The organism is Bacillus sp. CCNWLW194, from assembly GCF_037120585.1.
Classification (GTDB): Bacteria; Bacillota; Bacilli; order Bacillales; family Bacillaceae_G; genus Bacillus_A; species Bacillus_A basilensis.
Genome location: NZ_JBBBBL010000015.1, coordinates 1 through 20835, shown reverse-complemented (window position 1 = coordinate 20835; position 20835 = coordinate 1). Strand labels below are relative to the sequence as shown.

Annotated in this window: 11 protein-coding genes and 1 pseudogene; 5 read left to right on the top strand and 7 right to left on the bottom strand. The window is 30.0% G+C overall.

Going from position 1 to position 20835, the window contains the following annotated elements; genetic code table 11:
* Positions 1–18: 18 nt before the first annotated feature.
* Positions 19–984, top strand: a complete 966-nt coding sequence (locus tag V7S50_RS26390; protein WP_242251518.1) for an arsenic resistance protein — start codon at positions 19–21, stop codon at positions 982–984.
* Between the two features lie 127 nt (positions 985–1111).
* Here the strand turns inward: V7S50_RS26390 and V7S50_RS26385 are convergent, their stop codons facing one another.
* Positions 1112–2359: a DUF4153 domain-containing protein gene (locus V7S50_RS26385; protein WP_242251517.1), complete on the bottom strand. Its 1248-nt coding sequence runs from the start codon at positions 2357–2359 to the stop codon at positions 1112–1114.
* 271 nt (positions 2360–2630) lie between these two features.
* Positions 2631–3230 (bottom strand): annotated as a pseudogene (gene topB / locus V7S50_RS26380) (DNA topoisomerase III); the annotation flags it as partial.
* 195 nt (positions 3231–3425) lie between these two features.
* On the opposite strand from topB, the gene V7S50_RS26375 reads away from it, so the two are divergent.
* Genes V7S50_RS26375 through V7S50_RS26360 form a run of 4 tightly spaced genes read left to right on the top strand, consistent with a single transcriptional unit; the run spans position 3426 to position 10042 of the window.
* The gene (locus V7S50_RS26375; protein WP_242251516.1) at positions 3426–4670 is read left to right on the top strand and encodes a site-specific integrase; all 1245 of its coding nucleotides are present in this window, start codon (positions 3426–3428) and stop codon (positions 4668–4670) included.
* 29 nt (positions 4671–4699) lie between these two features.
* Entirely contained in the window at positions 4700–7762 is a 3063-nt protein-coding gene (locus V7S50_RS26370; RefSeq protein ID WP_242251515.1) for a helix-turn-helix domain-containing protein, read from the top strand.
* A gap of 12 nt (positions 7763–7774) precedes the next feature.
* The gene (locus V7S50_RS26365) at positions 7775–9427 is read left to right on the top strand and encodes an integrase (RefSeq protein WP_242251514.1); all 1653 of its coding nucleotides are present in this window, start codon (positions 7775–7777) and stop codon (positions 9425–9427) included.
* Positions 9428–9472: 45 nt separating this feature from the next.
* Positions 9473–10042, top strand: a complete 570-nt coding sequence (locus V7S50_RS26360) for a hypothetical protein (RefSeq protein WP_336376430.1) — start codon at positions 9473–9475, stop codon at positions 10040–10042.
* A 108-nt stretch (positions 10043–10150) separates the two neighbouring features.
* Here the strand turns inward: V7S50_RS26360 and V7S50_RS26355 are convergent, their stop codons facing one another.
* The 5 genes from V7S50_RS26355 to V7S50_RS26335 form a co-directional block, all read right to left on the bottom strand.
* The gene (locus tag V7S50_RS26355) at positions 10151–13666 is read right to left on the bottom strand and encodes an SIR2 family NAD-dependent protein deacylase (protein ID WP_242251512.1); all 3516 of its coding nucleotides are present in this window, start codon (positions 13664–13666) and stop codon (positions 10151–10153) included.
* A gap of 709 nt (positions 13667–14375) precedes the next feature.
* A complete protein-coding gene (locus V7S50_RS26350) occupies positions 14376–15530 on the bottom strand; it encodes a DUF6932 family protein (protein WP_242251510.1) in 1155 nt (384 codons plus the stop codon).
* A 110-nt stretch (positions 15531–15640) separates the two neighbouring features.
* Positions 15641–16804, bottom strand: coding sequence for a hypothetical protein (locus V7S50_RS26345; RefSeq protein ID WP_242251509.1), 1164 nt, complete (start codon positions 16802–16804; stop codon positions 15641–15643).
* Between the two features lie 643 nt (positions 16805–17447).
* Entirely contained in the window at positions 17448–19616 is a 2169-nt protein-coding gene (locus tag V7S50_RS26340) for a type IA DNA topoisomerase (protein ID WP_242251508.1), read from the bottom strand.
* A 35-nt stretch (positions 19617–19651) separates the two neighbouring features.
* Complete coding sequence (locus V7S50_RS26335) at positions 19652–20566, bottom strand: tyrosine-type recombinase/integrase (RefSeq protein WP_242251507.1); 915 nt, start codon at positions 20564–20566, stop codon at positions 19652–19654.
* Positions 20567–20835: the final 269 nt, after the last annotated feature.

Sequence of the window (20835 nt, the reverse complement as noted above, 5' to 3'; positions counted from 1 at the left end):
TTTAGAAAGGTTTTACTCATGAGCACTATAGAAAAGATTCAAACTTTTATTATTCTTTTTGCTGTTACATGCGGCATCATACTCGGGCAATTTAATTTCATACATATGTATTCAGAGCAATTTATTGTCCCCTTCTTATTTTTCATGCTATATGGATTATTCCTCAGCATACCATTGAAAGAAATAAAAAATGGATTTCGCAACTTAAAATTTGCTGGAACAAGTCTTACTATTAACTTTTTATGGACACCTTTACTCGCTTGGGGATTAGGAGCACTATTTCTTCCGGATCACCCAGCGCTTTGGATTGGATTTATCATGTTAATGGTTACTCCATGTACAGATTGGTACTTAATCTTTACTGAAATAGCGAAAGGAAATGTAGCACTTTCTACTGCGATTTTACCGGTAAATTTAATTTTGCAAGTACTACTCCTTCCAATTTATTTATTTTTATTCGCTGGTGTCATGAAGACTGTAGCGGTTTCTGTTTTAGTAGAAAGTATTATTATCGTAATCGTCTTACCATTTTTACTTGCACACGCTACAAAATTCATTATGAATAAATTGCAAAAAGCTGAAACACTTGAGAATAAACTCATTCCGTTTTTCAGCTCTACCCAAATTGTATTTTTAAGTTTAGCAATAGTAGCGATGTTTGCATCACAAGGGAAATATTTACTACAAAATATGAATGTCGTTTTATTATTACTCATTCCTGTTCTATTGTTCTTCATCATTAATTTTGTACTAGGACAATTTATCGGTCGTATTATGCGTTTATCTTATAAAGATACAGTAAGTCTAAACTTAACAACATTAGCAAGAAACTCGCCTGTTGCACTCGCTATTGCCATAACAGCTTTTCCAGACGAACCACTTATCGCTCTTGCGTTAGTTATTGGACCATTAATAGAACTACCAGTACTTGCTTGTGTGTCACAAGTGTTATTACTTATTAAGAAAAAAAAGCAATATACATAATAAAAAAACGTCCTACTTTGGGACGTTTTTTTATTTTCGAGAACTTATAGAAGTAACGATAATTATCGGCTCTAAGGATTTTATACGTGATAGAAAATTAGCTTGTCGTTACATTTACAATGTCTTTCTAATTAAACATTATAGGAAAAGTAAATATAACGAAAGCTGCCCAAAGTCCGTAAATTGGTAAATACTTCGTAACGGCATCTTGGATAGCTGTTGGTCCTGATTTGTTTTGCAAGAAACGCATATAGGAAAACATAATCCAAATTAAATTTGCCCAGATCAGTATGTTTACCCCTAAAACAGCAAGTCTATTAGGTGTAATCCCGTAAGAAGAAAGTCTGAATATGATGGCTGACAAAGCCACAGTGTCAATAATAAGCGCAAGAACAATTAAGGCAAAATTTATATAATCTGAAATGTTCTTTTTCTCATCTGAGTCACTCTCAACAATAGAAAATATGGTAACAGCCAATACGCCAAGGAGTATTCCGTTGAAGGCCATTAAGAAATTGCGGTCCAAGAAAGGATTTTTCCCGACCCATATAACCGTTATAAGATAGATTAGTAACGTAATCAGGACGAGAGGACTAAAAATTTTAGATATGTATGGTGTAATATTTTTAGCAAGTTTAAGATTCATTGATACTAAATATGCAGCCACAATAGCGAGAGCAGCAGCACCAAATAAAACAACATTACTAAAATAGAATTCTCCTATATCCAAGTCAACAAAGCTAAATAAACGCATGGTGAATACTGCTAGAATTATTCCGCTAACTGCCATGCTGGCGTAGAGAAGGGCATATTCCAAATTAAATTTAATATAAGCTAATCTTGTACTACCTTTTGAATATTCATTTCCTGTAAACGCAAGCCCTACCAAGACCCATAAGAATATAGGAAGATGTAAATAAGCAAGGATAATACTGTCTTTATAATTTAATGGCAACGTATTAAGATATATCCCGGAAATTAGGAACAATGCTATAAGGGAATAAATAATACTTTTTTTTGGCGTATTATTGTAGATAAAATAAGCGACAATAAAGGGAATTACACCAAAAGCCAGGTTAATTGGAGCAATTGCTTCTTGTTCGACAAAGTAGAAAATGATTCTGGTGCTTATCCCAGCCAGAATAGCTAACATGCCCATGAATAAGAAACCTTTTTGAAACAACGACTTTTTTTCCGTATTTGCCGTCTCCTTGAAATGTAACCTTTCATACCAAGCACCTAGAACCTGAGAATCAGGGTTTTGAGCCCATGCTTGTGAGAATGATTTTTTAAAAGCTTTCGGGTCTTTTCTATACATCTTCTCCAACTCATGAGGGTTGTCAATATTTTCAATAATCAAATTGTGATTGTTCATAGTTTTACCTCCTCTAATAAAAAAACAGCGTTGTTACCTTTTCTATCAAAAGCTCCTCACTAATTTAGTACGATATTGATTCTAATACATTATTTATTGTTTTACAATAAATAATTATCAAATATAAAGAATATTTTATTGTATATTTTATTTTTAATAAAACTAAAAAGTACTCCTTATGCAAAAAAATACCCTATAGAATAGACTTTTTTAAGCGTCTATTCTATAGGGTACAATTTAACTATCATATTGTTTTATTTGTTGAAACAACTTAATTCTCAAACACAAAATTAATCTGATTATCTTTCCACTCTAACTTCGCATCAAACGTTTTCTCACCTTTTTTAAAACCTTTAATTAAATCGGTCTTTTCATCTTTTAAGAGCTTTGTCATATTCTTTTGCGAAATTGTTTTACTTAATATCTTCTTCGAGATGGTGAAATCACATTGTGTCGTGTTGTAATTAGAACAACCATAAAACGTTGATTTATCAATTACATCACCATCACATTTTTTACAGCTACCAACCTTTTTACCCGTTGTAAATTTCGATCCTTTTCGCTCAATCGATTCAACATGTAATCCGGTGAAATCCCACTTCTCAGACATTTCAACCGCATCTTCAATAATTTTAGCTGATAACTTTTTCGTCTGTTCCATAAATGTAGCTGGTGAAGCCGTGCCTTCACCAATTTCCGCAAGGCGCTGCTCCCATTTTGCGGTCATTTCTGGTGAAGCTAGTATTTTGTCACCGATTGCGGTAATTAATACTTTTCCTTTATCAGTCGCATACACTTGGTTTTTTTTCACATCTATATATTTACGGTCTTTTAGCATCGTAATAATACCTGCACGAGTTGCTTCTGTACCATATAAAAAAAATAATGAGCTTAAATATATTGTACATTAATAATTGTTACAGTTATAGCTATAATAAGATTTTTAAAATCTTTTATGCACACAATCAAATGATTATTTTCAATATACAAAATATTATTTATAATTTACATAGAGAATGATTCGTCATCTACTACTTTATAAGGGGTGTTCCTCATACAAGAATTAATGGATAAAAATAATAACATTCTTCCTTTTAATGAAGAGATAACAAAAAGAATAAAGTTTATTATGTATCCTGTATGGATTAGTATTGGGAGGAATGTACAAGGAAAACCTATACAAAAGAAACATGCCACATTAGCTATAAAAACATCTATGACTAAGCATGCTATTATTCATCCTCTAACGGATTTCATATTTTCCAAATGGAAACATAGAAACTACAATACTATGAAAATACATACACAAAATTTAGCAGTATTTTTGAACTTTCTTCTAAGAAAGCAAAAGAATTACAAATTATATTCTCTAGAACATTTAAATTACGAGCATGCAATTTGTTTCTTAAACAATTTGACTTTGGAAGGGAAATCTAGAGCAACTGTTCTAAGTTATCGGCGTACTATAAAAGAGTTTTTCATCTACCTTTCAAAAAATAATTTAAACAATACTCTATCAACAAGTAATGCACATTTAATTAGTTCTAAAAATTCTATTGCAGATTACATTAGCACGCAATTTGAAAGCATCATTGTCCCTTCACCAGAAAAAACTAACACTGAACATGATATACCGCATATTTATATTTTAAGATTTTTAGAAATTGTATTTGAAATAGCAAATCCTATTGCATTAGGGGTCTACATGCAAATATTTGGTGGTTTACGTGTTGGAGAAGTGGTGAATATTAGAACGTCCGATATTAAACTCATAGGTCCTTACGGTCAAGATGGTTTGCTTTTAAATGTTAAAAATAGTATTAATCGCGTTGATATTAAAGATGGATCAGGTTCAAGTTATGTCAAAAAGCCAAGAGATCAATTAATTCTCGGGTTTAGGGATTGGCTAAGACAATTATATAAATTACACTACCAGCAATATGTAAAAGACTCCGATATTAATGCTATTTTCCTTAATAAAAAAGGTTTACCAATGACTGGCGCTAGTTATCGTTATTATTTTACTAAGGCAAAGAAAGCCTTTATTAATTATTTAAAACATTCCCAGGACCCAAATGACAAAATAGCGTCCATCGCCCTAAGTAATACCGATTGGTCTACACATATAGGTAGAGGAATTTTTACCAACATGCTTGCAGAAGTTGCAAAGAACCCTCAAGATGTCGCTTTTTTACGCGGAGATGATAATCTATCAAGTTCACTTGAGTATATGTCAAATACGAAACGAATGAAAACCAATTTAGAGCATTACCTTAATCAACTTTATATTAATACCAAAATAAAACTATAAATTACAATAAATATTTAAGGAGAACTAATATGAAGTTTTTCACAGTAAAAGAAGCATCCGAACAATTATCCTTATCCCGTGGAATCGTATATAAACTTATTAATAACGGAGAATTGTATGCGAAATGGATTTCAAAAAAAGAGATGCGAATTGCAGAGGAAGATATAGCGAAATTTAAAGAAAATGATATTGCAAAAACACACTACCCTATGTCTTTAGCTAGCCAAAAGTTAAATATACCCTTGGAGAAAACACGCAGACTGCTCAAACTTGGTACATTTCCAAATTCAATTAAACAAGGTAAACAATATTATATTTCAAAAAAAGATATAGTTTCATTTACAAATTTACTACATAAAAAAAACTCTTCCTATACTATAGAAGACATAAGTAAAAAACTTAATCTAACTATCCCAGCTGTTCGTAACCTTATAAAAAGAGAGTTCTTCCCAAATGCTTTTAAATTCCCTTCTGATAAAAGATATTATATCCCAAAGGAAGATGTTGAAGGTCGCACCTTTTTCTATGATAATGATTCATATCTTACAATTGAACAAGCAAGTAAAGAATTAAATTTGAAATCACAGACTATTCGAAGCTATATTAAATCAGATACATTCCCAAATGCTTTTAAGCATTCTACAAATATATGGTTTATTCCAAAAGAAGATATTGAAAACCTAAAAGCTAAGAATAAAATCCCTGAAAATTTTATCTCTGTTGAAGAAACAGCAGCACGAATTTCAAAACACCCTGCTGTTGTAAAAAAATATATCCGTGATGGTACCTTCTTTCAAAATAGAATTATTTTAAAAAGACGGGCTTATATACCTTTAACAGATATTGCCGATTACGAATCAATACTCAAGATACCTGAAGGATTTATGACTGTTCAAGACGTTTGTAAGAAACTTAATAAAGATAATGGTAGTATTTTGCCGCTTATTCATAATGGTGAATTTCCTAATGCATATTTTAATGAATTTCAAAAACGATATTTAATACCGGAACAAGAACTAGCAGATTATATAAATAGAGAAGCAACATTCAAAGATTACATTTCAATTAAAGATTGTGCTCATAAACTTTCTTGTACAGAAAAAGAAGTTCTACAAATGATTAAAAATGGCACTTTAAAGTTCACTAAAAAAAACTTAAAGGGAGAGACATTTATATCAAAAAAAGATCTACTCGCTTTTTTAAACTTTAAAAAAGTTAATGAAGATCTTTTAACCCTAGAGCAAGCTTCTAAAGAACTAGAGCTGCCAAGAAAAGCACTTCTCAAATTAATTCAAAACGAGAAGTTGGAGTTCTCTTCTTTTTCTGATACTAACTCATCCAAATTAAATTCAAATACTAAATTTTTAATTCCTAAAGATAGTATAGACTCTATTAAAGCAAGTAAAAAAAAGACTTTTTCTACGACTGCTCTTGAATTATATAACAAAAAAATTGCAACATTACATTACAGAGAAGACCTCAAAAGCACTGTAAATTTATATACCGAATTTGTATTATTAAAAATCTCTCAAACTAGAGGCCAAGAAGACTCTTTTACAGATAAAGTACGCTCTTTATTTAACGCTCTAAATAACATTATTCTTAATTTAAGAACAGGAATCACCTTATTAACTGATGAAGAGATCGAAGAAGTTTTAAACACAAAGAGCATCCCAATTACCCATAAGCAAAACTTTATACAATTTTTGAACTATTGTTGTAGTAAAGTACAATGTATATTTAAAAATACCTATAAGATTCAATATAATGAAAAGCTTAAAAGAGATAAAGAAATATATGATAAACAAACATTTCTTGAGTTTTATACATATGTGAATAACATTGAATTACATATTTCAATGGCAAAACATAATAAGCAATATGCCCAAACTTGGCTTTTTGTTATTATGCATATGATTAACGGATGGAGAAAATCCACAATAGTTACCGAACTTCCAAACTTACCTTTAGAAGAAATAGAAGGCTTAAAAATTTACGATTTAGAACAACTTAAAGATAGTGGACTTTCAATTAATCAATCTCAAAGTATTGTAAATTATTATTATATGGTATGTAAGAATATTCACATTTCTAAAACGGGTTCTTTAGGTCAATTTCTATGTAATGAAAACATGATTATGCCGGCTGCAACAGCATTGCTAATTTGCGAATTACATCGTAGAAATCCCCAAAAACAAGAACGTCTACTCGGCTCGATAAGCAAATATAGTAATTCACACACACGTTTTAATACATTTTTTAATAAAAATAAAAATTTACCAAAATTTAATAGTTTAATTATGAACCGCTCTCTACTCACTCACTTTTTTTATACTGTAACTAACTATGAAAAACACTCAGAAATATCTCATGAATTAACAAAAAACTTAAGAAACCATAGAAATATGAATTCAATTACTGCTTATGTTCAGTCTACAAATCGTGATGGAACTTTGGATGACGTCTCACTTAACTTATTTAATCGCGGAACTTTTGGATGGCTTTATAATTTCATCATCGATTTGACAATGGATAAAGTTACAGAAAATGATTTATTAGAAAATCGTACATCTATTATACAAGTTTTAAAAAATGAATATTCTCCTTCCCAATTGGAAGATATATCATTTCTACTCCTTAAATATCAAAATGAGAGAACACCAATTATTGATAAATTAATACAACTTCCAAAAGATCAAGTGATAGAGATTATTATTAAAATCTTAAAGGGAGAAAGCCCTTCCAAAACTAAGCATGTACAATGCATTACCTATCCACATTGCTCTTTTCCAAACTTCGATTCTTGTTTGAACTGCCCTAATGCAGTATTCAATATGTATTTATTGATTAACATTGTTGAAGAATTAAAAAATATTCACACTTCTATAAAAAGCACTAGCTTTGATACAATTCGATACCGTGACACCATAAGGTTTATTTTGATTTTAGATGTAATTAATCAAGCTATTTCAGAATTTGGAAAATCCCATATAGAGACCTTTATTAACTTCGAAGTCCTTGAAAATATCATTACCGAGACAAGTAAATATTTTCTCTTCGATTATCCAAATTATCACATTTCTACTAAGTGAGGTACTCATTGAATGCTAAACAAAACCAAATTCCTAGATAAAGATAACTATATTAACTTAATCTCCATAAAGCCGACACGTTTTCATGGCTCAAAAGAAGATATAGAAACATTCCTGCAAAATTTCAACAAATGGAAAGCCGCTAATATAATTGAAAATGAATCCTTTTATGATACAAAATGGTTCATAAAAGACAAAGACTATAACCGTCGTGGAATTTTATTTGATATAGAATTGTATAGCACTTTAAACATCGCTTTAAAGTGTTATACAATTCACTTAATTAATCAGCATTTCTCTGTCAATCATATACAAAATGTCATTCACTCTATAAAAGAATCAATTCAAATATCAAAAGCATTTAACTTAAATCACCTTACTGATTTGGAAGAATACATAAGTAAACAAAACTATGGAAAAAGAAACGATTTAGCCAGATATACTATAGACTTTTTTTCTTTCATTGAAATTGCTAATTCAAATAAATTTATTGATATTTGTTCTCCTTTCATTAATAATATTCAAAAAAGTCGAGATTTACCCAATTATCGCCATATACTATATTTTGATGAAAAAATTGAACAATTTTTGACTGAGGGAAATGAGTTTGAACTACAAAAATATTTTCCTATTGTGCTTTGGTGGAAAATAACTACCGTTATTCCCATGCGCCCTACAGAATTCTTAAAACTTAAAAAGAGTTGTGTAGATCAACCAAAAAACAATTCAAATAAATATGAAATTACACTTCCTAGAAATAAAGAAAAAGGCACTTTACTAAGAGATATCGATATTACAGACACACTTCAAATTAATAAAGTTATCTATGATTTAGTTCAAACCTTTAAATCCTTCTTGCCTAAAGAAAATAATAGTCAGTATTTATTTACCTATAAATACTATGAAATGTATAAAGAACACTTTGGAAGTGAGCGTACAAGGCGTACTGAATTTCTCCCTTTAAGACAATTTGATTCTCTTATTGATCAGTTCTACCGCGAAATATTAAAAAAGAAGTACAATTATGATCAAATAGAACAAATTTCTCCTGGGGATACCCGTCACTTAGCATTTTGCAACATGATGTTACAAGGCTTTAACATGCTTACTATTGCTATTATTGGTGGGCATAAACGTTTGGATAAGCAAAAAGGCTACTGGAGCCATCTTACCTATTTCACTGAATCATGGGTATATAATTTAACTGAGAAACATAGGAGATTACTGCACGTAAATACTTCCTTACCAGATTCATCATTCACTCAACATACTAGAGACACTATTAATAAATATAAACTATATAAAGATATATATAATACAAATAACTTTTTGCCCGTTGATTTTGGATATTGCACTGATATCAAATACCCTTTCAATTGTACTGGAGATTGTCGCCATTGTAGTCATTATCTATTTTCACCTGAGACAGATGAAATCGACGAAGGGCTTGCCTGGCTCAATGACTATTCGAAGCTATTAAAAAGAAAGATTAACGAACAAGTTAGCATGTTAACATTTCTTTCTAAAAACATGAATTACAATCTAGAAGAATTAAATTACTCTTTAATTGATCAAGAAAATTTATCTTCAAGTGCCAATGAATTAAATCAATTATTAAATCAAAAAGCTATTGTAGATGCCAAATTACCTAAAACAATTGAATAATTATGTTTTATAAATAAATCACTAATAAAAGGAGAATACATCACATTGAATAAACAAGAAAAAGGAAGACCACCAAAATATACCGATGAGGAATTAACTAAAATTTTACTAGATTATGTATCAAAAACACCTGGGAAAATAAATTTTTCAAACCTAGAAGATGCAACGGGAATAAAAAGACATGTATGGTCTCGAAGAAAACGTAAAGATATCGAACGATTAAATACACCTTTATTAAGTAAAAAGAATGATGCCCCCCCTCTTCCACTACCTAATATCGAATTTATAATTGAACGTTATGGTAATGATACAAAGGCTTTGTCAGGTGCTTTAAAGCACGTCAATGAAGTGATTCAATCCCTTTACGATGATCTATTACAATCACGGAAAAAAATTGAACAATACAAATCAAACAATGAACAACAACAAAACAAAATAAAAGAGCTGACTATTACTTTAAGGGAATATGAGGACATTGTAGCTGGAAGTGTATATAAAGATAATAGAGAAGAAAACCAACTTCAAAGTAATCTACTTACTATCAATAATAATAATAAAGAAAGCGCAGTAAGTTTAAATTTTAAAAAGATGTTTCCAAATATCTTTTTAAAATGAAATAATAATCCATTTTCTTAAATCATGTAACGGTAACTATACTAACCGTTACATGATTTAAAATTAATATTTCCCTTACTTCTTGTATACCCTTACAGATATAGTATGTTAAACACCTATAATCTCATCAAACAAATCCGCGTGGGTTCGTACTTCTGGTAAACGATGAGTACAGATGTAATCTTTCCAATCATCAAAACTGTCTCCCACAACTTCAACTTTACTTTTACACATATATGCAACAAGATTAGCAAAACTAGCAATTAATTCAAAGTCATCTCTTGTTGAAACCTTAACATGCCCTTCTTTAAATCTCTGTAAATAATTATTAGCGTATTGAATCATTATCTTATAATCATTGACATCAAATATAGCCGTTGTATTTTTCATTATATAGTAAATTGAATTGAACGCCGCTTTTCGTACTTCTCTCGATCCATATTTCATCATACTAAACAATTCTTTCTTTATAGCAGTAATATCTTCTACAATTTCACCTTTATCAATAAATACTAAATAGTCATATAAAACTTTTACTGATGCTTTTACCCTAGTAATATCGCTATCCCATAATCCGTTTAAAACGTCTACTAATGAGCAATCAATGTTAATACTTAACCTTCGCAAACACGGTATTAAGTAAAGCGATAAATCCACTCGTCTCTCATAGATTTCATAAAAAATTTGAATTGCTTTATTTTTATCGTTCACATCTAAATATTCTTTAGGTATAGTGCCCCATATATTGTTTCCAAGAACAATAATGACTGTTTTTAAATAATCTGGATTCCCTACAAACAAATCTTCTGCATCATAATTTTTTAACAGACCATCTTTATGACTTTCCCACCAGACATAAAATTTTTCTAACCAGTGTTTATATACTGTACTCTCAGGTATTTGTTTTTCTTTACTGCCAATATAATCAATAAAAATCCCTGTCAACTCTTGAAAATAACTTTCCATACCTATACCATTACCATTAAATCGTGGAATGGCTTTTTTCAAAAACTCCTCTTGTGCCTCTTTACTTGGTAATTCATTAGAATAAGCAATTTTATCAAAAGTGATACTAAATATAAAATCACTAATCCCATTTTTTTTATTTTTTGACAGCTTTTGAATATTAGATATGAACTGACTACGATATTTTTCAGATAAGCTCCTAGTTAATTCAAGAAATGTTAGCCTAATTAAAGCACTTTCTCGTAAACTATAATCCACTTCATTATTAAGATACTTAAATAATAGTTCTAGTTGTTCTTCTGAAACACTTATATTAAAAATATCCTTTCTTTCATCCAAAATTTCTAATAAAGGTTCAAAAAATCTTCTCAGATATATTGATTTATCAGCATAGCTTTGAACTTTTATTTTAGTATTTATCAACTTTTCACAAAAAATTTTAGATTGCTCCCTATTTTTAGCATAGAAAATTCTTTTAATAAGTTTTTTCAAAACTATTGTATCAATTTCCCAATAGATTTCTTTACTGTCTAAAAACTTTAATACTTCGCTATCTATTTCTTTTTGTGTTTCTAATGACAAAGCAAGATAAATTCTTGATAAAATTTCTAGTGCTACATCGATATCCATATTTGATTTATTCTTATGAGAAATTACATTTTTTAGTATACATACTAAAATATCCAGATTGTGATTATCTAATGCATATATGTCTTCTCTAGAAAATATTTCATCCACCTTTTTTACTGTCGCACGAGCCATTCTTTTAATTTGTGAATAGCATGAATGAAATAACTTAATATTTTTAAGAGCTAAGTCATACTGCGATATATCATTTATTGTCAGAGCATACTTCTCTTGCATCTGTAAAACAGCATACGAATCTAAAAGTTCTTGTTTCATATAGTCACCATAGCTAGTTGTAGACTTCTTTGTTCCTGGATCAAACCCTCTCTGTTTTTTCGTCCCAAAGGTATATTCATACTTTTTAATTGATATAACTGTTCGATCAAATTCCTTATTTGCATTACAATACTTTCCAGCTAAATATCTTAATCTATCATATCCATAATCCCATTCTCTTGTAATTCTGTTTCGATTATGGAGTGCTATGCTTTCTAATGAAAGCAAACGATAGTCATCCGGTTTAATAGATAGTAACCTTCGAATGATTTGTAAATATTCTTCAAACATTTTCTTTGCTTTGTCTTCCCCATTTATTCTTGCAATGATTACCGCTTTCTTAATGCCCCATTCTATTTCTTTTGAATCCACATTCCATTCCTGTATCAATTTTTCTACGGTTTCAATATCACCAAAATTCAGGTGGTAAAGTACTTGTTCATATGTAAAATAATGTTGTTGTTCTTTATCTAAACATAGAGCTTCTAATATATTTTTGTATTTCTCAAAACTCTTTTGGTCACAATCTAATCTAGCTTCCTTAAGTAATCGAAGGATTGATGGATATAGTATTTTATCAATTTCACTTTCCATTTGTTTATCAACTAAACTTTGAATTTTTTTATGTGTATTATACTCCAGTGGAACAGAAAATTTTTCATAACACCATAAAAATTCATTTAAATCAGCAAAGATTTCACTTTCGGGTGTTTCTTCTTGGATATTGGATAAGAAATCTCTCCCAAAATCACAAATCCTTTTCGCATGTACCCTTCTGATTTCATCAGGCATAACTATCCAGCCTGGATATGTTTCACGATTATACTTTAAATTTTCGATATTCCCATTAAATTCACTATATGTACGATGAGGCCATTTCATTTTTTCTTCTCTTTCTTGATATTCAAAAAACTTAAATACATCTGTAAACATTTGATGAAATGGTTTTTCATATTTATGATAAATACATTCAAAATCAATTAATGTAATCCCTTTTTCTGCAAGTTTAGACTTGCGATCTTTTTGTCCATAGCCAATCATATAAATTTTTGGCATGTGTTCTCCTAAGTTTTGTGACACCCATGTTGTCCATCTTTCAAAATTCGGATCGTCACCGGAAAAACCTATTAAAACAAAAACCGTTTCCATGATAGATTGTTGAACCATATTAACGAAAGGACTAAATTTCTTTGGATATTCTTTGTAATCATTCGCTGTAAAAACAAACGGTCTGTTTGCAGGAAAGCTACCGTGAAGCTTGATTATTCGAGGTGAAACGGAGCTAGGAATATCACTAATGTCATAAACAACTTGGTAATTGCGCTCATATACATGTTTTTTTGCTCGTTCTAATAGTGTGTCATAATTTGTCGTATAAATATCAGTCCAAGGAAGCTTTAATAAATTTTTGTGTAATTCGTTGGGCTCATAATTATCATCTGGTATGGCTTTTTTCAAAATTTCATCTAAACTCGATCTACCATATTCTTTTACGTATATTTGTCCAATTTCTAATACATCTTTTTCTTCAATATCTTTATGATGACTTAAATCTTGTATTAACCTTCTCTTTAAATCATTCCAAACAGCCATCCCTTCCATAGATTCTTCAATTTTTTCCGCATTTAAACTAAAGCCAGCACCAACCATAAGTGAGACACGACTTTTCCCTTCACTTGCCCACAGTTTAGCACGTATATTTTTAAGATGTGGATACATATCTAATTTTTCTTGATACAACTTTTCAATTTCCATACTATATGTAAAGCCTCCTTGTACAAAGTAAAGACATCTCATTTATACATAATATTACATACTTTTTATATAAGTACGTTTATCATTAAACATCAAATTGCTTCTATATTCTAACTAAAATTCATCAATTTATATATCACTGTAAAACAGTGCACCAAAATACCTAAAAAACAAATACTTTCTCTTTTTTATTATAATAATTTAGAGATATCTAATTTTGACTATTTTATTCTCTCTAATAGTAATCTTATACTTTATTTAAAATAAATGATGTGATTTAAAATATAGTCGTACCGTTTTAAAGAAAGTTATACCGTCTGCAAAAACATTGCACCATTTTATTCCTTTTCAATTAAATGATTCTATATGATTTTTAATTCAACTAAAAAATTGTGGTTATGAGAACAAATTTTTTTTGTTTAACCCTTTTAAATGATATTAATTTATTGTTTCTTACTAGAAGCAAATCAGTGATTGTGAAAACCTTTTAATATACTGTTTGTTCAACTAACAGGTGCTTTTCTTAAATAAGTAAAAAAATTATTAATTCTCCTAAGTCTATTAAAAAGCAAAAAAAGTCCCCACTTTTCATCTGTACCATAGGGACTTTTTTCGTAAAGCACTACACAATGTTTAATACAAGTTTACAAAATTTAATCCTATCATCAAAAGTATTATCGACTTGATACCTTACTTCACTATCTCTAATTTATTCAATCACTTCAATTGACCTTATTGCCTCAAGAATAAATTCTTTACGAAGAGCATTTCTATTTGCATTTAAAAATGGTAACCATTTATATTCAATAACATCTTTTTTGATAACATTATTATGATCAAAGATTTCATTTGAGGATTGTTCCAAAATACTTGATTGATTAGCAAATCCAATTTTCCCTGAAGTTCCAAATAAAGGATCATTAAATACTAGGTTACCTATCCCCATTTTTGATACCCAGTTATCATTAGGCGCTATTTCATTTAAAACTTTCCCAACGTTCTTGCCTCTATGTTTTTCCCAATCAAATTTTTCATTTATTATCGATCCAGTTAAAATAATAACATCAAATTTTACTGGAGGATCAGCGAATTTTTCTAAGTAGCTAGTTAAAATATATGTACCAAATGAATGAGCTATTACAGAGATGTCTTTTCCATACTTTTTCGATAAATCAAAAATCCATGATCTAAAATTATCTATAGCTTTATCTTTTTGTTTTTTATCTAGCAGTGACATAGGTGTATTCTCTTCATAAAAGTACGGTGCAAAAATCCAGCCATCGTTACTTACAATCGGAGCAATCTCTCGGTTCCAAACACCTGAACTTAATAAACCGTGGATAGTGACAATTATTCCTTTGGGTTCTTTTAGCACTCTTACATGTCTATTTATATAAGCTAATTTTATTAGCTCATAATCTACATTATTAGGATGTACAACTTCCCAACACTCATTCGTATTGTTTAAAATTATTTGTATTGCACCTTTTTCTTTATTGTATTGATTATGTGTAAATAAATGTACGTAAGCGTCAACAGCCGTTTTGTAATCTAAAGAGGCAAACATAATGTCTACTGTTACATCATCTATTAACAAAACTTCAGACCTTTGAGGAATAAGATTACTATTTTTATAAACTATGAGACAATCAATATCATTTGGTTCATCAATAAGACTTACAAACGAGCCACCGAAAAACAAGTATTCTGCATTAGTTTCATAAGCAAAATCAAAAATATCCGTTATAGCTTTTTCGAAATTTTTCCTATACTCAGTATTAACGAAATTCCCCAAAAAGCTTTGTCCACTAATTTTATAGATACCTGGTTTTAAATTTCTGCCTTCAAAATATAGTTTATCCATTTAATCACCTATTCTTACTTCTGTCTTTTTTAAATTTAATAAATATCAAAAATTCACTACTTTTATAAAGAAGTCCAAGCTCTTACTCTTCATTGATAAACAATTTGAATTTATTTTTTCATAAATTCAAATTGTTTATCAATCCATTCTTCTACCATAGTTTCAGATTTAAAAAATAATCTTGCTATATCCAATAAATCTGAAAACATTATATTATCTGCCCTTATTAAGTGCGTTCTATAAGATGCATCAGTTATAACCCCACCAGAGGCCAAGCTGTTCTCCTTTCTTTCATTAATTTTTTCGTTTTTATAAATGTTAATTGCTAAATCTAAATGATTTAATCGTATTTTATCGAATGAAGTATCATAAGAATCTATAGCATCTAGATGAATCATTCTTCCGACTAGTATTCCTTCAGATAAACTTTCTTCGGATAGCTCTTCTAAAGACATACTAAAATGTTTCCGAATCCCCTCATTTTTCATAGTAGCATTCGTTTCTAATCTTCTTATCTTTTTGATGTTGTATTCCCAATATTGCATCTTTTTCTTCTCATCTTTTGCAATATCCTCACCATTTAAATCCGGCAGAAATATTTCACACCCTTCATGTTTCCCAGGATAGATTTTTAACCTCTCTATCCATTTTGGATTTGGGGGTCTTAAAAACTCTTCTTCTAATGCCATTGGTGGTGCATCATTACTTAGCATATAAGGTTCTATACGAATGTACAGATCCTCCGTACCATATTTATCAATCAAATACCTTGGGATTCTACTATCTAAATATTCATTTATAAATAAAAAATGCTCTTTATATTTACAAGTTCTATATTTAGGAAGATTAGGCATGGGATTAAAATTAATTACATTTAACTTAATTAATTCTAAATCTTTATTTCTGTTTGATTTTTCACGCAATTCATTTAATAACTCAGGAAATTTCTTAAATACCGTTTGTTCTGAATGATATTGTTCAAATGATAGATAGGCATGATGTTCTTTACTAATCGATAGTACATCTTGAATTATAGAAGAAACAACTAATTGTATGTATTCATCTCCTTCAAGAATATTGTTTTGTAAAAAGAAAAAAACACCATTTCTATCATCTTCACTTATTAAAATTTGTCTAGTTGGAATAATTGAATCTTTCAATTGATTATTAGTTTTTAATTCTTCCTTAAAGAAATAAGCTAAATCGATTAATTCCCATTTTTTTATTTTAGCTATTCTTTCTATATACTCAGAGTATAAATCTAATTCCTCCATACTAACCTCCGGTTATTTATTCTATCTATGTACGCACCTTTCCTACCTTTGAGCGATCATAGTTTATAAAGGCATGATATGCATGCTCAAATTGTTTTCACCTCAAATTTTATTTTTTCTGTTTATTCATCAAAACATTACTCCTTTCAAATAACTACCTTTATTTATACTTAATAACTATCGAAATACTTTTATTATTATTATTATTATACATAATAATAATAAAAGACAGTGCAAAATTCCAAGTCACACCATCTTTTTTTACAACTATATTACCTTTTAAATGACTCTATTACTTTCTAAATAGAGTGTAGTACTTGGAACAAAGTTAAAATTCCTTTACCAAGCCCCATCTTTAGTTCAAAAAACAGTTCCTTTGGCTTTAATAGACTTAAGATATAGACAGCAGCACCTGTTAGTTAAAGTTTATTTATGCTCTAAATTTAATAAAACCTACTCTATAATTATAATTCATATTGTCCATTAAAATGATAAAGTCATTCCTTTAAGTAATACAGCAACAATTTTAATAACCTCCTACCAAATTAACAGGTAGAAGGTTACTGGATTTCTAGAAATAAAATTAAACAACTTTAATAGCACCGCACATAAAGAGATAAGTTAATTATTTACACTGCTAATTTTATGCATCCTGTTTATTACTCTGAGAAATATTATCTGCAAATGTCATTTTCCAACTAAAAAATTCATTCTCAGGATTTTTTTCATATCTCAATATCGCATCAAACTTATTTCCCTTTTTACTTGTTAAACCTTTAACTAATGTTTCCCCATCTTTCAACAACTTTTTAACCATTGTCTTTGTTGGCTTTTTCTTCATTGTTGCTAAAAATTTATCATTTTTCCAAATAACAAACTTGCACCCATTCTTCCAATCTGAACATCCAAAACCTTTTTGTCCTTCCACAATGGCGCTAGAACAAATTGGACACTTCCCTAAAACCTCTATCTTTTTCGGTTCTTGCGTAACATGATGCAAGATAACATCTTGATCATTTTTAATCATTTCGACTGATTTTCTTGTAAAATCAAAAATAAAGTTTAGAAAGACACTTCTACTCACTATCTTTTTCTCCATATCCGACAGTGCTTTCTCCAATTTACCCGTAAACTCCAAATCAAATAGTTCTTTCACAGGAAAAGTTTCTACAATCTTTCGCCCCAAATCACTACACAACAAACTTTTATCCTTTGAAAAAATATAACCAATATCTTTCAATTTCTTAATTGTTTCTGCTCTGGTAGCTGGGGTTCCTATGCTAAAACCACTTAACACAGCTTCTTCTTCATCATAATTTTTCCCACAAGTCTCCATCACACGTAATAAAGTTTTCTCCGTGTGATGCTTTGGAGGCTTTGTAACATGAGAAGTAACTTCCGCATTTGTAATTTCAAGGCCTTCTCTAACTTCTACAAATGGTAACATATTATCTTTTGACTCAATTTTCTCGACTTTGCGCCATCCTTCAACAATTTGGACACGACCTTTTGCAATAAATAAGCCTTTTATTGAAGAATCTCTAATTTTAATCTGAATACGCGTTTCCTCATGCTCTGCTACAGGCATGAATTGCATGATAAAACGATTCTTGATTGCTGTATATACAATTTGCTCGTCACTTGTTAATGATTTAGGAAGCACATACGTAGGCATGATAGCACTATGACTTTCAACTTTTGCATTATTGAATACTCGTTTTGTTTTAACAAAAGAGATTTCATCTTCGTATGGTAATCCTTTTTTTACTGCTTCTAATACTTTAGCTGCTCGTCCAACTAAACTTTCTTCTAAAGCTGTACTTCCTGTACGGGGATAAGTAATATATTTTTTCTCATATAAAGACTGAGCTACTTTTAATACTTTATCTGATGTCCACCCTTTGTATTTACTTGTAACATATCCTTGTAAATTAGATAAATTAAATAGAAAAGGAGGATATTCTCTTTTCTGTTCAACCTGTTTATCTATAACTTCGCCTGAAGAACGTTGCAATATATTATATATTTCATCTAAGGTAGCCTTATTTTTAAACTTCTCCTCTTGCTCCTCCAGATAAGTTGCTTCAAATTCTTCTTCCCTTTGTGTTTTAAATGTAGCAACTAACTTGTAATAGTTCTCCGGTACAAACGTTTCGATTTCTTTATCTCGATCATAAATAATTTTCAAGGTAGGCAATAAAACGCGCCCAATATTTAACGCTTGCCCTTTTCCTTTTTGATACTTAAGTGTAGCAACAGAAGTTAAATTTATTCCAATCGCCCAGTCTGCCCATTGTCTACTTACTCCCGCATCTTGCAACGGACGTAAATCCGAGTTTGGTCTAATTTGTTTTAACCCTGCGTTTACCTCATCTGGTGTCCATTCATTCAATAATAGACGATAGACTTGTTTCGGTGCTTTTATATTATAAATGACACTATCACCAATTACTTGCCCTTCACGATCATAATCACATGCTGAAATAATAGCATCAACATCTTCTCTAAAAAGTAAAGAGCGAATTATATTTAGCTGTTTTTTCGCACCACTATCAGCCTTATCTCTATCTCTCGGACTGCTTTTTACTTTATATTGAAACTTCTCTGGAATAAAAGGAAAGTTATCCATTTGCCATTTAGCCATTTTTTCATCATAGTCTTTTGCATCATATAATTGAAGCAAATGACCAAATGCCCAAGTGACAATATAATTATCTCCCTCATAATACCCATCATTTCTATTTCTAATCTTTAATGCATCAGCAATGTTTTTAGCGACGGAAGGTTTCTCTGCTATAATTACTGCCTTCAAAATGAATCCCTCCTAAATAATATAAGTAAGTAAATTTAAAAGATTGGCATTGCTTCTACAGCATCTGTCAATTCATCAAAAGAATTCTTTAAATATCTCGTTGTTGTGGAAATATGGCTATGACCTGCTAAACGACGAACTTTCTCTATATCGTTATTGGTTGCCTTTAACATCCATTTACAAAAAGTATGCCTAAACATATGAGGTGTTAATTTTTTATCTGATGTACTGTAATTTTCAATCATAGCCTGAATTCCACGGATTGAAAATTTTTCAGATCTTTGACTATAAAAAACATATGGTGATTGGTTAACTATCTCTTTGTCCTTTGCTATCTTATTTCTGAATTGAAGCCAATCCAATACTTCATTATAAAGAAAGTTTGACATTGGTATGGTTCTTACCTTAGTCCCCTTTCCAATTACCCTAATCTTTTTTAAATCTAAATCTATATCTGTAATCTTTAAACTTGATAACTCTTCCACACGTAATCCTCCATAAGTGAGAATATAAATAATAGCTCTATCTCTCCGATACTTTTCTTCAGGGTTTACTCCTCTAGTCTTTACAGGATACTTCCTCATTCGCTCCAATAAGGCTTCAAACTCTTTCTCTGTCAGCCACATGATCTTTTCATATTCTTCATCTGCTACTTTTAAATCTTTAATATCTGTCATAGGATTTACTTTAATATACTGTTCTCTTTCAGCCCAACTAAAATAACTCCTCAGAGTATTTAAACGACGATTTATCGTACTTACGGACAATGCTTTACCTTCTCGAGGATTTAACATATCTCTTATCCATTTTTTAATATCATTACTTATTACATAACTATCAGGATTTAATCTCATTTCTTGAAAGAAAATTTGCAAATCGTTGATATAGGATAGTAATGTATTCTGAGATTTTCCTTTATCAATTAAATAATTACGATATTTATGTAGCATCTTCCCACCTTCTTATATTATATGCTGAGTTATAAGTTAACAAATTTATAAAAAATAAGCACTCCCCTATACATTATACGACGAGTTTAAATGCAATATCAATAGAAACACAACGCATAATGTATATTATGTGTTGTGTTAAAAACTTAAGAAATATATCTCTGTAGGTACTGTTACAAAGTTTCTTAACATCAAATGAGATGAGAAATTTCTCACTAACTATTATGCAACTATAAATAATTTTTGTAATTCACTGTACGTCGAAAAAC